Here is a 15,147-nt window from a genome sequence, read left to right on the forward strand (position 1 = left end):
AGGCCCGGCGTTTTCCTGGTGAGCCAGGAGGGAGTGCTGCGACTGGGCTTCCTGTTCGATGGCGTCCAGGATGCCCGCCGCCGGCGTTTCTTAGTTGTTGCCCACGACGGCGGAGTGGTCCTTGGCGTCGTTGCACTGGGTGGAGCTCGAGTCGGCGAATCCGAGGATGCCGAGGGTGACCACCCGGTTGAGCACGCAGACGTCGTCGATGACCTGGATCTTCAGCGAGGACGACGGGTCGTCGCTCTTGTGGTCCCCGCCGCCGTAGGCCGCGGCGGGAGACACTGCGAAGCCGGTGGCGGCAAGCGTGAGCAGGGAGCCGGTGAGGACCTTCTTGGCGTTCATGCGATGAGCCTTTCATGAAGAAGGGGAGGTTTCGGCACTGCGGAAGTGTCGATGCAATATCTAACATGGAAATCGCGACAGGGTTGCGGTTGTGGGGCCGGAATTCCCTCGTTCGCTATTCGTTTCATGCCGGAGCGGACCCTGTCGGGGAAAGTGGTACTCCCGGCCGGTCGTGTGCTGCGGGCATGGCGAACGCCGGGCCCCGCGGAAGAGTCCGTAAGGCCCGGCGTTTTCCTGGTGAGCCAGGAGGGAGTGCTGCGACTGGGCTTCCTGTTCGATGGCGTCCAGGATGCCCGCCGCCGGCGTTTCTTAGTTGTTGCCCACGACGGCGGAGTGGTCCTTGGCCTCGTTGCACTGGGTGGAGCTCGAGTCGGCGAGCCCGAGGATGCCGATGGTGACCACCTGGTTGAGCACGCAGACGTCGTCGATGATCTGGATCTTCTGCGAGAACGACGGGTCGTCGCTCTTGTGGTCCCCGCCGCCGTAGGCCGCGGCCGGAGAAGCGGCGAGGCCGGTGGCGGCGAGCGTGAGCAGGGAGCCGGTGAGGACCTTCTTGGCGTTCATGCGATGAACCTTTCAAAAGGAGGGGAAGTCCCGGCGCCGCAGAGGCGCCGATGAAATATCTAACGCATTCATCGCGAACTGGTCGCGGTGGGAAACGAGATTCACTCCCTCGCGGGATTGTTTGCACCTGCCGTTGGCGCGGGGGTGTTCCGCCGAAAGAGGGAAGGGGAATTTGGTCATCTGCGGGTAATGCCTGTTCAGGGCGTCGATGACGGCGCTGTGGGAGATGGGGAAAGATGCCCGGAGGTACTCGGCCGTGAATCTCCCGGGTACCCGAGGATTTCGTCCGCAGCCGTGTGCTGCTGTATGGGCCCACCACATCCGGGTGAGGCCGGCACCAGTGATTAACGATTCTGATCCGCTTGTATGGCAAGTGTCATCGAAAAGGCCGGGGCAACGGTGCAGGAGCGCCGCCTGTGCGGGTATGCGGGTATGCGGGCCGTGCGGTCTCTGCGTGGGTCATCGCGGAAACAGGAGTAATTCGCCGGGCGCCGGCGAACCCAGGAGGCTGCGACGGAACTCATGGGGAGCGTCCTCACCGCTTCTGTATCGACCCGCGGCGGGAGATGCGGGTGCCGGGAGCGGTCTTCACGTCCCGGGGGCCGCTGCGGGATGCCGGGATGCCGGGAAGTCGCTGGAGCGGGTGGTCAATGTGGCGACGCTGCCGGGCATCGTGAGCGCTTCGTGCGCCATGCCGGACATCCACCGGGGCTACGGCTTTCCCGTCGGCGGAGTGGCCGAAGCCGACACCGACGCGGGCGGTGTCGGCTTCGGTATCTCCTGCGGGGTGCGGCTGCCGGCCACGGCCGGCGGAAGCTCGAACCGGTACTGTCCGCGCTCATGGACGGCCTGGGCCAGGTGATCCCGCGCGGCGCCGGACCGGGCGGGGCGTGGCGGCCGAACGGCCACCGGGAGCTGGACCGGGTCCTGGGAGCGGTTTCCGGTACGCCGTGGAACAGGGCCACGGCGACGAGCGCGGCCTGCGTCGCTGCGAGGAGGGCGGGGCGGTCACCGGCGCCGACCGAATGAACGAGCGGGCGATCGAGTGCCGGCTCGGCAGCCTCGGCTCCGGCAACCACTTCCTGGCGGCCCGGCAGGTCGCCCAGGTCTACGACGAGACGGTCGCCGCCGCGTTCGGACTCGCCGCCGACCAGGCGTGCGTGATGATCCACTGCGATTCGCGCGGACTCGGGCACCGGATCCGTTCCGACTGCGTACGGGCGATGGGCCGGCCATGGCGCGGTACGGGATCGACGTGCCGGACCGGGTCGTCCCTGTCCGTGTCACCGGCCGTGACGCGTGCGTGGCCGCTCATACCGCACCCATGCGTGAAGGTGCCCCGAACGGGAGAAAAGCGGCCCTCCGCGAGGGGAGGGCCGGGTACCGCGCGGACTGTGCGCCCCCGGCAGGACTCGAACCTGCGGCCAAGCGCTTAGAAGGCGCCTGCTCTATCCACTGAGCTACGGGGGCCGGATCGTGGCCTTGTCGGTCTGGAGCCCCGGGCTGGGAGAGTCCTGGGCCTTGCCGGGGACAAGGATAGGGCTCCGATCGCCTTGGGCCGGTTGCTTCAGCTGCGTGGCACGATGTGGAGGTTCAGTGAAGCGAACCCGATAATCGCAGGCAAGTGCGAATCCTGCACCGCTTTTGGCGTCTCGCGCCCCGGCTGTTGTGCACTCGTTATGCCTGGGTCTCACTCGTACCACCTGTCCCTGACCGCCAATCGGCGCGCAAAGATGCCTTTAAGCTTCTAAAAGACTCTAAAATTGGGCATTCTTCGCATGTGGTGACCTTGGACGCACGGCCTCAGCTGATCGACGCACTCTCCGCCCTGCGCGACCGTGTCGCTGCCGTGGGCCTTCCGCTCCCCCTGGCAGGGGCTCCGTACGCGCGACGGACGCGGCTCGAGTTGCTGGCACAGCTCGACGACTACCTGCTGCCCCGGCTGAGACAGCCCGAGGCCCCCCTGCTCGTCGTCGTCGGCGGCTCCACCGGAGCCGGAAAGTCCACGCTCGTCAACTCGCTGGTCGGCAGAAGCGTCAGTGAGGCCGGCGTACTGCGGCCCACCACGCGGACGCCCGTGCTCGTGTGCCACCCGGACGATCACCACTGGTTCGCGAACCTCCGCGTCCTGCCGCAGCTCACGCGCGTATGGCTGCCGCGGCAGGAGGAGGAGCAGGGGACGGGGAGAGGACCGGCGCCGGAAGCGGCGGGGGGCGGGGACGAAGAAGCCGGGGAATCGCTGCGGGTGGAGACCGCGGGGTCGCTGCCGCGCGGACTCGCGCTGCTCGACGCCCCCGACATCGACTCGCTGGTCGCCGGGAACCGGGTGCTCGCCGCCGAGCTGATCTGCGCCGCGGACGTCTGGGTGATGGTGACGACCGCTTCCCGGTACGCCGACGCGGTGCCGTGGCACCTGCTGCGTACCGCGAAGGAGTACGACGCCACCCTCGTCATCGTCCTCGACCGGGTGCCCCATCAGGTCGTCGGCGAGGTGTCGCACCAGTACGGGGCGCTGCTCACCAAGGCCGGACTCGGTGACGTGCCCCGGTTCACCATCCCCGAGCTGCCCGAATCGACGGGGGGCGGCGCGGGCCTGCTGCCCGACACCGCCGTCGAGCCGCTGCGCGCCTGGCTGGCGCACCGGGTGCACGACCCGGCGGCCCGGCAGCAGGCCGTCGGCCGTACCGCGGCGGGCGTCATCACATCGCTCAACGCCCGGATGCCGGGACTCGCGGGGGCCGTCGCCGCGCAGTACGCCGCGTCCGTACGGCTGATCATGGATGTCGAGGAGGCGTACGAGAAGGAGGGCGAACGGGTGCGCCGGCAGCTCCGGCGCGGCGCGGTCCTGGCCGGGGACGCCCTCACCCGCTGGCGCGGTTATCCGCTGGACAGTTCGGCGGGTGAACTCCTCGACTCGCTCGTCGAGAGCCTCACCGCGCTGTTGCAGTGCGCGGTCGCCGCCGCCGACGAGCACGTTCACGAGGCATGGCGGCGCGAACCCGCCGCGGGCGAGATGGCGTTCACCGTCCCCGACCGGGAGGCGGGCGAGCGGCTCGGGGTGGCCGCTCGGCGCTGGCGCCGGGTGCTCGAAGAGCTCGCCGAGGAGGAGGTACGGGAACTGGAGCGGCCCCCCGCACCCGACTCCGAGACCGTCGCCGCCCTGCTCGCCGCCGCGCTGCTGGGCGGGCGCCGGGCGCGCAACGCGGGGGAACGGCTCGCCGAGCGGATCGGCGCGGTCGCCGCGACCCGGCTGCGCGACAGGGGCGGGGAGATGCTCACGGCGTACATCGACCACGTACTGAACGCCGAAAGGGACCGGCGGCTCGCGCCGGTCGACGCCCTCGAAGTGACTCCGGAGCCGCAGGCCGCGCTGATCGCCGCGCTCTCCGTACTGCAGAAGGAAAAGTGACCGGAAACGTGACTGCTGTGACTGATGACACGGACGACACCACTGAGGGACACAGGCCCCGCCGCGGCGAGGGGCGGTGGGACGACGGGCTGATCGCCCGGCGCGCCGCCGCGCGCGCGGCGAAGGGCAAGCCGTCCGCGCACCCCCGGTCCGAAGAGACGCAGGAGCCCCAAGAGCCGCAGGAGCCCGACGAGTACGACGGCCTGCCGCGCGGTGGCGCCTACGACGACGCCTACGGCGGCGGGCTGCGCGGACGCCTCGACGCCCTGCGCGAGCTGGTCGGGCTCTCCCGCACCCGCATCGACGCGGCCACGCTCGCCGAGGCCGGTCGCGTGCTCGACGAGGCCGCCACCCGCCAGCGGCTCTCCGCCCGGCACACCGTCGTCGCCGTCGCGGGCGCCACCGGCAGCGGCAAATCGATGCTCTTCAACGCCCTCGCGGGCGCTCAGATCTCCGACACGGGACTTCGCAGGCCGACCACGTCCGCGCCCATCGCCTGCAGCTGGACCGACGGCGCCGCCGGGCTGCTGGACCGGATCGGCATCCCCGGGCGGCTGCGCCGCAGGCCGCTGCACGGCGGCCTGCGCGACGAGGCGTTGGGCGGGCTCGTGCTCATCGACCTGCCCGACCACGACTCGGCCGTCACCGCCCACCGGGACCAGGTGGACCGGGTGCTCACACTCGTCGACGCGGTGATCTGGGTCGTCGACCCGGAGAAGTACGCCGACGCCGTACTGCACGAGCGCTATCTGCGGCCGCTCGCCGGACACGCGGAGGTCACCTTCGTGGTGCTCAACCAGGTGGACCGGCTGCCGGGCGACGCCGCCGACCTGGTCCTCGACGACCTGCGCAGGCTGCTCGACGAGGACGGCATGGCGCTCGGCGAACACGGCGAACCCGGTGCCACGGTGCTGGCCCTGTCCGCGATGACCGGGGAGGGCGTCGGCGAACTGCGCGAGATGCTCGGCCAGTTCGTGCAGGAGCGCGGCGCCGCCGCGCGCCGGCTGTCCGCCGACGTGGACGGCACTGCGGTCCGGCTGCGTCCGGTCTACGTCGCCGACGGGCGGCGGCCCGAGCTCGACGAGCGGGCCCGGGCCGAGTTCACCGACCGGTTGGCGGAGGCGATGGGCGCGACGGCGGTGGGCGAGGCGGCGGAGCGCGAGTGGCGCAGGAACGCGGGGAAGGCGTGCGGGAACCCCTGGCTGAGACTGTGGCGCCTGTACGAGGAGAGCCGTACGCCGGGGGCCGGGATCGAGCCGGTGGACAGGCGGACCGAGGACGAGGGGGAGATCACCGCCAGGCAGCGCGTGGAGCAGGCCGTGCGCGTGGTGGCGGACGAGGCTGCCGCCGGGCTGCCCACTCCCTGGGCGCAGGCGGTGCGGGAGGCCGCGGTGCGCGGCGCCGCCAGGCTTCCGGAGGAGCTGGACGTACTGGCGGTACGGGCCGGAGTGCCCCTGGGCAGGCCCCCGAGGCCCGCGTGGTGGCCTGCGGCGGTGCTGGCCCAGGCCTCGATGACACTGCTCCAGGTCTTCGGCGGGCTGTGGCTGGTGGGCCAGATCGTGGGCGTACTGGACCCGGACCTGCTGCCGCCCGTACTGGTGATGCTCACCGGGATCATCGGCGGCCCGCTGGTGGAGTGGGCGTGCTCGGCTGCGGCCAAGGGGCCCGCGCGGCGGTACGGGCAGGACGCCGAACGCCGGCTGCGGGAGGCGGCCGCCGGATGCGGCCGGGCGCGCGTACTGGATCCGGTGTCGGCGGAGCTGCTGCGGTACCGGGAGGTGCGGGAGCAGTACGTGGCGGTGACGGGAGTGTCCACAACCGGCCGGTAGTCCACAGGCTCCGGCGGGCCCGCCGCGCCCGGTCCAGCATGGGACCGGCCGGCCGGCCGAACGGCCGGGGGCGGAGGGGTGCTGGGATGAGCGACACCTGGGTGACGCTGGTGGGCAACGCCGCGACCGGCGTGGACTACCGGGATTCGGCGGCGGGCGGCGTGGCCCGCTTCCGGTTCGCGGTGACGGCGCGGTACTGGGACCGCCAGAAGGAGAGCTGGGCGGACGGGCACTCCAGCTTCTACACGGTATGGGCGCGGAGAACGCTGGCGGTGAACCTGGCGGGTTCGCTCTCCATCGGCGAACCACTGCTCGTGCACGGGCGGTTGAGGATCCGGGACGAGGAGAAGGGCGGGCAGCGCAGATTTTCCGCGGACATCGAGGCGCTGGCGGTGGGACACGACATGACGCGCGGGACATCCGCGTTCAGGCGGGTGGTGAAGGGAGATCCCTCCCTGACACGGCGTTCGGTGACGGAAGACCACAACTCGGCCGATTCGTACGGTGATTTGTCGACAGCGTCGGTTCAGGGAAGCGAGGGGCGATAACGATTCCGATTCGGAATGACTGTCTGACGGCTTGACAGGGCGCTGTCGTTCCACGCGTACCTAGGATTTCTGGATACTCACGGGGCACTTGAGTCTGCCGGCGAGGCCTTCCCCACACTCGCGTCACGCGAGAGAGCCTCGCCCGAAGGGGAATTCTGTGTTTGCTTCGCTCTCTGTGTTTTCTGCGTTCTCCGCGTATCCCGCGTTCTCCGTACGGAGACGGGGCTCCGCCCGTCTCGTCGCCGCGGCCGTGGCTTCGGGCCTCCTCACCGCGGGGGCGATAGCCGCCGCGGGCCCCGCCGCCGCGGAGGAGGCGCCGCAGCACCAGGGCGGCGCGGCAGCCACGCTCGACGGGCTGAAGACCTATGACAGGGCCGTCATCCACACGGCCGGCGGCGACCAGCGGATCCCCGCCGGCCTGTTCGAGATGACCGTCGACGGCGGCGGCACCCTCAAGACGTACTGCATCGACGTCCACCGCCCGACGCAGGAGCAGGCGAAGTACCTGGAGACCTCCTGGGACCAGACGTCGCTCGGCACGAACGGCGACGCCGGCAAGATCCGCTGGATCCTGGAGCACTCCTACCCGCAGGTCGACGATCTGAGCGCGCTGGCCGAGCGGGCCGGGGTCGACTCGCTCACCGAGCAGACGGCCGCGGCCGGCACGCAGGTCGCGATCTGGCGGTACTCCGACCACGTCAAGGTCGACGCGCTCGACGCGAAGGCGGAGAAGCTCGCCGACTACCTCGAGAAGAACGCGCGCGACGCCGCCGAGCCCGGGCCGTCCCTGACCCTGGAGCCGAGTGCGGTCTCCGGCAGGGCCGGCGAGAAGCTCGGCCCGGTCACCGTCCGCACCAACGCGGACCGCGTCACCGTGGCCCCGCCCGCCGACGCCGCCGCCAGCGGCATCAAGGTCGTCGGCAAGGACGGCGAGCCCGTCACCGCCGCCGACGACGGCAGCGAGCTGTACTTCGACGTCCCCGCCGCCGCGGCCGACGGCTCGTCCGGACTGACCGTGCAGGCCACCACCTCGGTGCCGGTCGGCCGGGCCTTCGCCGGTGTCACGCAGAGCCAGACCCAGATCCTGGCCGGTTCCAGCGAGTCCACCGTCTCCGCCGGCGCCACCGCCGCCTGGGCGAAGGAGGGAGCCGTTCCGGCGCTCTCCGCCAGGAAGAACTGCGCGAAGGGCGGTGTGGACATCACCGCCACCAACAAGGGCGACGAGCCGTTCAGCTTCGAGCTCATGGGCTTCGAGCACACCGTCGCGGCCGGCCGGTCGCAGACCGTCACCGTCCCGGTCCAGGAGGACCAGGCGTACGACTTCACGATCAAGGGCCCCGGCGGCCTGAAGAAGAACTTCAAGGGCATCCTCGACTGCAAGACCTCCGCCGCCACGGGCGTCGGCACCATGGAGGAGCCCCGGAACCAGCCCAGCCCCGCCACCGCCGGTGACGCCCCCGTCGTCCACGACGGCCCGGACCTCGCCGAGACCGGCAGCTCCAACGCCACACCGATGATCCTGGGCATCGCGGCCGTCTTCGTCGTCCTCGGCGGCGCCGCGGTCTTCTTCGTCCGCAAGAAGGAGCCCGCACCGGGCCCGGGCGAGGAGTGAAGACAGAAGCAGACACGGCGACGCACGGTCGCCGGGCGGTCACCGCGGCCCCGGTACGCGTCGGCGTACCGGGGCCGTCGGCATACCCGTTTCCGTCCCGGGGTGGACGTCAGGCAAGATGGGGTGTATCTGCCCACACATCGATTGCCGGACGGTTTCTCTTGGCTGAGTACATCTACACGATGCGCAAGACGCGCAAGGCGCACGGCGACAAGGTGATCCTTGACGACGTCACGCTGAGCTTCCTGCCGGGCGCGAAGATCGGTGTGGTGGGGCCCAACGGTGCCGGTAAGTCCACGGTGCTGAAGATCATGGCGGGCCTGGAGCAGCCCTCCAACGGTGACGCCTTCCTGTCGCCCGGTTTCAGCGTCGGCATCCTCATGCAGGAGCCGAAGCTCGACGAGTCCAAGACCGTCCTGGAGAACGTCCAGGACGGCGCCGCCGAGATCATGGGCAAGCTCAAGCGCTTCAACGAGGTCGCCGAGCTCATGGCCACCGACTACTCCGACGAGCTGCTCGAAGAGATGGGCAAGCTCCAGGAGGACCTCGACCACGCCAACGCCTGGGACCTCGACGCCCAGCTGGAGCAGGCCATGGACGCGCTGGGCTGCCCGCCCGGCGACTGGCCGGTCGACAACCTCTCCGGTGGCGAGAAGCGCCGTGTCGCGCTCTGCAAGCTGCTGATCGAGGCGCCCGACCTGCTCCTCCTCGACGAGCCCACCAACCACCTCGACGCCGAGTCGGTGAACTGGCTGGAGCAGCACCTCTCGAAGTACGCGGGCGCCGTTGTCGCCGTCACCCACGACCGGTACTTCCTGAACAACGTCGCCGAGTGGATCCTCGAGCTCGACCGCGGCCGCGCGATCCCCTACGAGGGCAACTACTCCACGTACCTCGACAAGAAGGCGGCCCGCCTCAAGGTCGAGGGCCGCAAGGACGAGAAGCGCGCCAAGCGGCTCAAGGAAGAGCTGGAGTGGGTCCGCTCCAACGCCAAGGGTCGCCAGACCAAGTCGAAGGCGCGTCTCGCCCGGTACGAGGAGATGGCCGCCGAGGCGGACAAGATGCGGAAGCTGGACTTCGAGGAGATCCAGATCCCGCCGGGCCCGCGTCTGGGCTCGATCGTCGTCGAGGTCGAGAAGCTGTCGAAGGCCTTCGGCGACAAGGTCCTGATCGACGACCTGTCCTTCACGCTGCCGCGCAACGGCATCGTGGGCGTCATCGGACCGAACGGCGCCGGCAAGACCACGTTGTTCAAGATGATCCAGGGCCTGGAGAAGCCGGACTCCGGCGCGATCCGGGTCGGCGAGACCGTCAAGATCTCGTACGTCGACCAGAACCGCTCCAACATCGACCCGAAGAAGTCGCTGTGGGCGGTCGTTTCGGACGAGCTGGACTACATCAACGTCGGCCAGGTCGAGATGCCCTCGCGGGCCTACGTCTCCGCGTTCGGCTTCAAGGGCCCGGACCAGCAGAAGCCGGCCGGTGTCCTGTCCGGTGGTGAGCGCAACCGCCTCAACCTGGCGCTGACGCTCAAGGAGGGCGGCAACCTGCTGCTCCTCGACGAGCCGACGAACGACCTGGACGTCGAGACCCTGTCCTCGCTGGAGAACGCGCTGCTGGAGTTCCCGGGCGCGGCCGTGGTGATCTCCCACGACCGCTGGTTCCTGGACCGGGTCGCGACGCACATCCTCGCGTACGAGGGCGACTCCAAGTGGTACTGGTTCGAGGGCAACTTCGAGTCGTACGAGAAGAACAAGGTCGAGCGCCTCGGCGCGGACGCGGCGCGGCCGCACCGCGCGACGTACAAGAAGCTGACGCGAGGCTGATCTTGTCCCGCCATATTTACCGCTGTCCCCTGCGCTGGTCGGACATGGACGCCTTCGGGCACGTCAACAACGTCGTCTTCCTCCGTTACCTGGAGGAAGCGCGGATCGACTTCATGTTCCGGCTGGCGCCGGGGGACGGCTCGCCGTCGTTCGCCGGCGGGTCCGTCGTGGCCCGGCACGAGATCGACTACAAGCTGCCGCTGGTCCACCGGCACGAGCCGGTGATCATCGAGTCGTGGGTGACGAAGATCGGCGCGGCGTCGCTGACGATCGCGTACGAGGTGAAGGACGCCGAAGGCTCCGAGCGGGTGTACGTCCGGGCCTCGACCGTCGTCGTGCCGTACGACCTCGAAGCGGCGCGGCCACGGCGGATCTCGGCCGAGGAGAAGGCGTTCCTCCAGGAGTACCTGGACGAGGACCGCGACCGCGGCGGCCAGCGGGGGGCTGTCGCCGCATGACGGCGCTCGGGCGGCTGGCGCTCGCCGACGCGGGGGAGGCGGCGGATCTCGCCGCGTTCCTCGGGCGGCTGATCCGTTACGACCGGGCCGCGGCGGTCCGTCTTCAGGTGGGCGACGGGGCGGTGGCCGTCTTCGGACGGCCGCCGGCGTTCGAGGTGCTGGCCGTGCGGACTTCGCGGCTCGCGGGCGTCGGCGCGGGCCCGGACGTGGACGAGCTGGACGTCACCGTGTCCGCCGGGGAACTCCTCGAAGGCATCGAGGAGTCCACGGGGGCCGTGGCGGTGCCCGGCGCGGTCACGGGGCCGCCGTGGGCCGGTGTGCTGCCGCCGCGTGGCGGCTGGCGGCAGGTTCCGGGGCTCCCGGAGCCCGAGGCGATGCGTGCGGCGCTCGCGGCGGCGGTCGCGGAGTTCCGGGCGCGGGACGAGGCGCTGGCGCCGACGGAACGGACGCGGGCCGCGCGGGACCGTATCGGCAGGGAGATCTGGTCGCGGACGCTGGGCGACACGGAGTTGCCGCTGCGGGCGGTGCACGCGGCGCAGTCGCTGGGGTTCCTGCGGGCCGGACCGGCGGGCGCGGACGCGACCCCGGGTGCGGCTTCGGGCGCGGTGGCGCTGCTGGCCGCGGGGGGCTGGCTCCGGCTGCGTACGCCGTACGGGTCGATCGTGGTGCGACGGGCGGGGCTCGGAGTGCTTTCGGTGGCCCCGGTGTAGGTGCGGCCGGGGCGGTTTCCCCCGGCCGGTTCAGCGGGGGGTGCTGTCGGGGTGGATCTCTATGTGGTCCTGCTCCAGTTCCAGCATGACCCGGTGTTCCATGCCCAGGGCCTGGATGTACTCGGCGGGGAGCTGCAGGCGGCCCGCCCGGTCCAGCATCGCGTACTCCCTCGCCACCACCGACTCCTGGCCCGTCGTCGCGTCGACCTCCGTGCGGCGCAGGACCTCGGACGACGTGCGGCCGTCGCGGATGGCCACCGTGCGGCGGACCTCGCCCGCCACCTGCTGGTCGTGCGTGACGATCACGATGGTCGTGCCGAGTTCCTCGTTCGCCGTGCGGAACGCCTCGAAGATCTGCTCCGCGGTCGACGAGTCCAGTTCGCCGGTCGGCTCGTCGGCCAGGAGGACCGAGGGGCTGTTGGCGAGGGCCACCGCGATCGCCACGCGCTGCTGCTCGCCGCCGGACATCTGGTGCGGCCGGCGGTCGCGGCAGTGGGCGATCCTCAGCATCGTGAGGAGCGCGTCGGCGCGTGCCGTACGGTCGCGACCCCGACCCCGACCCTGGTCCCGGCCGCGCAGCTGCATCGGCAGCGCCACGTTCTGCGCCGCCGTCAGGTAGGGGAGAAGGTTGCGGGCCGTCTGCTGCCAGACAAAACCCACCACGTCCCGCCGGTAGCGCAGCCGTTCCTTCGCGCCCATCGTCAGCAGGTCGCACCCCGCCACCTTCGCCGCGCCCGCCGTCGGCTCGTCGAGGCCCGCCAGGATGTTCATCAGGGTTGACTTGCCGCTGCCCGACGCGCCCACCAGGGCCATCAGCTCGCCCTCCTCGACCAGGAGGTCCAGACCCTGGAGTGCCTGGACCTCCACCCCGTCCGTCGTGAAGATGCGCACCAGGCGGTCGCAGGAGATCAGCGCGTCGTGACCGTACGCCGGACGGCCGCGGCGGGCCGCCGCCCGCTGTTCGAGCTCTGCCAGGGAGGCCGGGGAGGCCGGGGAGGCCGGAGAAGCGGGGGAAGTGGGGGAAGTGGGGGAAGCGGGGGAGGTCCCGGTCGTCATCGTGCGTCTCCTGCCCTGAGTTCTGTCGTCGTCCTGAGCCGCGTCGTCCACCACGCCTGCGCCACCGCGACCGCGGCCGCGATCGCCACCACGCCCAGCGCGGGCAGCAGCAACGACCACGGATCCGTACGCAGGGGTACGGCGCCGAGCACGTCCAGCCGCTGCGGCACCGCCACCGCCAGCTCCGCCAGGCCGATCCCCGGACCCAGCAGCCGGATCGCCGCCCAGCCCACCAGCGCCCCGCCGAACGCCGCCGGCAGCGCCTGCGGCAGGGATTCGAGGACGAGCAGGCGCCTGCCCTGGGCGCGGGTGAGACCCATGGTGCGCAGCCGGGCGAGGAGCGCCCGGCGTTCGGGGGCGGTCCGGAGCAGGGAGAGCAGTACGGCCAGCACCGCGTACCCGGCGCCCGCCACCACGGCCGCCGTGTAGACGCGGCCGGCGCCCGCCTGGACCGGTGAGTCGGCGAGCGCGGCCCGCTCCTCGGAACGGAACCGGGCCACGACGTCCTTGCCCGCGCCCCGTACCGCCGCCGACACGGCCGCCGTGTCCATGCCGTCGCCCGTGACCAGCAGCGTGTTCGGCTGCGGACGGTCCAGGTCGGCGGCGTTGACGAGCAGGAAGCCTTCACCGGGCAGCGCGGGTGTGGTGGGGCGCCGGGCCGCGACCCGTACGTCGAACTGTCCGGCCAGGGACGAGAGCCGCGTCGTACCGGGACCGAGCCGCGCGGCGACGGACGGGGACGCGACGGCCCGGACCGGGCCGGTGGAGGAGGAGCCGGGCCCCTTCAGGATCTCGGCGGGGAAAGCGCCCAGGCCCGTGTGGCGGGCCAGCCGGGCGTACGACTCGGGTTCCACGGCCACCATCGACACCGAGCCTTTGCGGTCGTGCAGGTCCAGGTCGTAGTCGATGAGCACGGGTGTCACCTCGCGCACGCCGTCCACCTCGCGCACCGCGTCCGCCAGCGGCGGCGGCAGGGCCTTCAGCCCCGCGATCCGCACGTCCGCGCCGACCGCCAGCGTCGACACCCGCTCCCGCGCGTCCGCGATCCCGGCGAGTACGGAGCCGCCGAAGGCCGCCGTGGTCAGCGCGGTCAGCAGGGCGAGCAGCGGCAGCGCGGCGGTGGCGGGGGAGCGGCCCGCGCGGGCCAGCGACAGGAAGCCGATGGCACCGCGCCGCCGTGCCACGGCCCGGACCGCGAGCCGCAGGGGCAGCGGGTAGAGGCGTACGAGCACGAGCGCCGCGATGACCGCGACCAGCACCGGGGCCGCGCTGACCAGTTCGTCGACCCGGCCCGTGCCCGTGCCCCGGCGGCGCAGCGCGGCGACCGCTCCGGCGGCGAGGACCAGCAGGGTGAGTTCGGCGACCGTACGCCGCCTGGAGGGCCTCGCGTGGACCAGGTCGTCGCGTCCGCCGTGCGCCCGGGGCCCGCGGTGGACGTACACGGCGCGCAGCGGCAGTGCGCAGCAGGCGATCAGGGCGACGGCGCCGGAGGCCAGTGCGGCCGGCAGCGCGCGGCCTTCCGGGAGCAGCAGCACGGCCGACGCCCAGCCCGCGGCGGCCGCGGGCACGGCCAGGACGGCGGTCTCGGCGAACAGCCGGCCGGCGATGCCGCGCAGGGAGCCGCCGCGTGAGCGCAGCAGGCCGAGCTCGGCGGCGCGGCGCGCGGCGGCCAGGCCACCGGCCATCAGCAGCACCACGGACGCGACGGTACCGACACCGAACGCCGCCACGGCGACGACGGAGCCGATGGCGCCGAGGGTGCCGGAGAAGGAGGCGAGGATGTCGTCGAGCCGGGAGTCGACCCTCACGCCGGGTACGGCCTCGGCGCTCATCCGGGCCAGGTCCGGCCCGTGTTCGAGGGAGGCGATACGGGTTCTGAGCGTGGGCAGCCCACCGGCCGTCAACCCGTCGGCCCGGGGGGCGAAGCGCCAGTACAGCTCGGGTCTCGGGTCGACGCCGAAGACCGCGGGACCGGCGTCGGGGGCCAGCAGCAGCGCCGCGACCCAGTACCGCTCCGGGTCGCCCCCGCCGGGCTTCATCTTCAGGCCGGGGGTGCGCAGCAGCGGTTCGACGGACCAGTAGCTCAGTTCGGGCAGGTGCGGTTCGACGATTCCGGTGACGGTCACCGCGAGGTCCTCGCTCTGCACGGGCGAGTCGATGTGGACCGTCGAGCCGACCTCGAGCTTCAGCGCCTCGGCGGTCGCGGCGGTGACCGCCGCCTCCACCGCGCGCGTCCGCCAGGTGACCGCGCCGGCCTCGGTCCGGGGCAGCCGCCCCTCCCGCAGCCGGGAGTGCTCGGGCAGCGCCGACTGGGTGCTCAGCGAGAACATGGGCGGCAGGCCGTCCGGGCGGGGCAGCCAGGGGTCGTCCGCGACGAACGGCTCGATGGTGTGCACGCCGTACGCCGACTGCCGCGCATCGGCCCGCAGCCCGTCCGGGAGCAGCGCCGTCGCCCTGCGGTACTGCTCGGCCATGAGCGCGGGCCGGGCGTACTCGTCGCGCCGCGCCGGATCGACCGAGGGGTCCGACAGGTCGCTGGTCAGCTCGACGACGCTCTGGCCGGCCGACGCTTCGGTGACCGCGTGGCGCAGGCCCCGGTCCTCGTAGGTGTCGACCGCGCGCGGGAACGCCGCGGCGAGGGCCGAGGTGAGCAGTACGAGCAGCGTGAGCGCGATCGCCGGACCGGGCGCGGCACGCAGCCGGGTGCGGACCCAGGGGGCGGCGGCCTTCTTCCCGGCGCCGCCCGTGCCGCCCACGTCCCCCGTGCCGCCCTTGCCGATGCCGCCCATG

Annotated in this window: 13 protein-coding genes and 1 tRNA gene; 9 read left to right on the plus strand and 5 right to left on the minus strand. The window is 71.9% G+C overall.

Going from position 1 to position 15,147, the window contains the following annotated elements; translation table 11 throughout:
* Positions 1-90 precede the first annotated feature (90 nt).
* Positions 91-345, minus strand: coding sequence for a hypothetical protein (locus BN1555_RS20835; protein WP_093800796.1), 255 nt, complete (start codon positions 343-345; stop codon positions 91-93).
* Between the two features lie 309 nt (positions 346-654).
* Positions 655-909, minus strand: coding sequence for a hypothetical protein (locus tag BN1555_RS20840; RefSeq protein ID WP_093800797.1), 255 nt, complete (start codon positions 907-909; stop codon positions 655-657).
* A gap of 652 nt (positions 910-1,561) precedes the next feature.
* Here BN1555_RS20840 and BN1555_RS40455 point away from each other — a divergent pair.
* Both BN1555_RS40455 and BN1555_RS40460 read left to right on the plus strand, forming a co-directional pair.
* Positions 1,562-1,771: an RtcB family protein gene (locus tag BN1555_RS40455; RefSeq protein WP_255306114.1), complete on the plus strand. Its 210-nt coding sequence runs from the start codon at positions 1,562-1,564 to the stop codon at positions 1,769-1,771.
* An 88-nt stretch (positions 1,772-1,859) separates the two neighbouring features.
* Positions 1,860-2,345 carry an RtcB family protein gene (locus BN1555_RS40460; protein WP_255306443.1) on the plus strand — a complete coding sequence of 162 codons (486 nt, stop codon included), beginning with the start codon at positions 1,860-1,862 and terminating at the stop codon, positions 2,343-2,345.
* On the opposite strand, the gene BN1555_RS20850 is transcribed toward BN1555_RS40460, so the two are convergent.
* A tRNA-Arg gene (locus BN1555_RS20850) sits at positions 2,307-2,379 on the minus strand. The genes BN1555_RS40460 and BN1555_RS20850 overlap by 39 nt on opposite strands.
* A gap of 319 nt (positions 2,380-2,698) precedes the next feature.
* Here BN1555_RS20850 and BN1555_RS20855 point away from each other — a divergent pair.
* From BN1555_RS20855 to BN1555_RS20885, 7 genes are all read left to right on the plus strand, one after another.
* The gene (locus BN1555_RS20855) at positions 2,699-4,318 is read left to right on the plus strand and encodes a dynamin family protein (RefSeq protein ID WP_093803534.1); all 1,620 of its coding nucleotides are present in this window, start codon (positions 2,699-2,701) and stop codon (positions 4,316-4,318) included.
* 8 nt (positions 4,319-4,326) lie between these two features.
* A complete protein-coding gene (locus BN1555_RS20860; protein ID WP_093803535.1) occupies positions 4,327-6,147 on the plus strand; it encodes a YfjP family GTPase in 1,821 nt (606 codons plus the stop codon).
* 86 nt (positions 6,148-6,233) lie between these two features.
* Entirely contained in the window at positions 6,234-6,695 is a 462-nt protein-coding gene (locus tag BN1555_RS20865; RefSeq protein ID WP_093800798.1) for a single-stranded DNA-binding protein, read from the plus strand.
* Positions 6,696-6,870: 175 nt separating this feature from the next.
* Entirely contained in the window at positions 6,871-8,307 is a 1,437-nt protein-coding gene (locus tag BN1555_RS20870; protein WP_176710089.1) for a Cys-Gln thioester bond-forming surface protein, read from the plus strand.
* Positions 8,308-8,468: 161 nt separating this feature from the next.
* Positions 8,469-10,133 (plus strand): energy-dependent translational throttle protein EttA, encoded by a 1,665-nt coding sequence (gene ettA / locus BN1555_RS20875; protein WP_093800800.1) that lies wholly within the window; start codon positions 8,469-8,471, stop codon positions 10,131-10,133.
* A 2-nt stretch (positions 10,134-10,135) separates the two neighbouring features.
* Positions 10,136-10,591: an acyl-CoA thioesterase gene (locus BN1555_RS20880; protein WP_093800801.1), complete on the plus strand. Its 456-nt coding sequence runs from the start codon at positions 10,136-10,138 to the stop codon at positions 10,589-10,591.
* Positions 10,588-11,301 (plus strand): DUF8010 domain-containing protein, encoded by a 714-nt coding sequence (locus BN1555_RS20885; protein ID WP_093800802.1) that lies wholly within the window; start codon positions 10,588-10,590, stop codon positions 11,299-11,301. The genes BN1555_RS20880 and BN1555_RS20885 overlap by 4 nt, the downstream gene beginning before the upstream one ends.
* A gap of 30 nt (positions 11,302-11,331) precedes the next feature.
* On the opposite strand, the gene BN1555_RS20890 is transcribed toward BN1555_RS20885, so the two are convergent.
* Positions 11,332-12,357: an ABC transporter ATP-binding protein gene (locus BN1555_RS20890; protein WP_093800803.1), complete on the minus strand. Its 1,026-nt coding sequence runs from the start codon at positions 12,355-12,357 to the stop codon at positions 11,332-11,334.
* Complete coding sequence (locus BN1555_RS20895; protein WP_093800804.1) at positions 12,354-15,146, minus strand: FtsX-like permease family protein; 2,793 nt, start codon at positions 15,144-15,146, stop codon at positions 12,354-12,356. The genes BN1555_RS20890 and BN1555_RS20895 overlap by 4 nt, the downstream gene beginning before the upstream one ends.
* Position 15,147: the final 1 nt, after the last annotated feature.

The organism is Streptomyces sp. Wb2n-11 (assembly GCF_001049855.1).
GTDB classification, from domain to species: Bacteria; Actinomycetota; Actinomycetes; order Streptomycetales; family Streptomycetaceae; genus Streptomyces; species Streptomyces altiplanensis.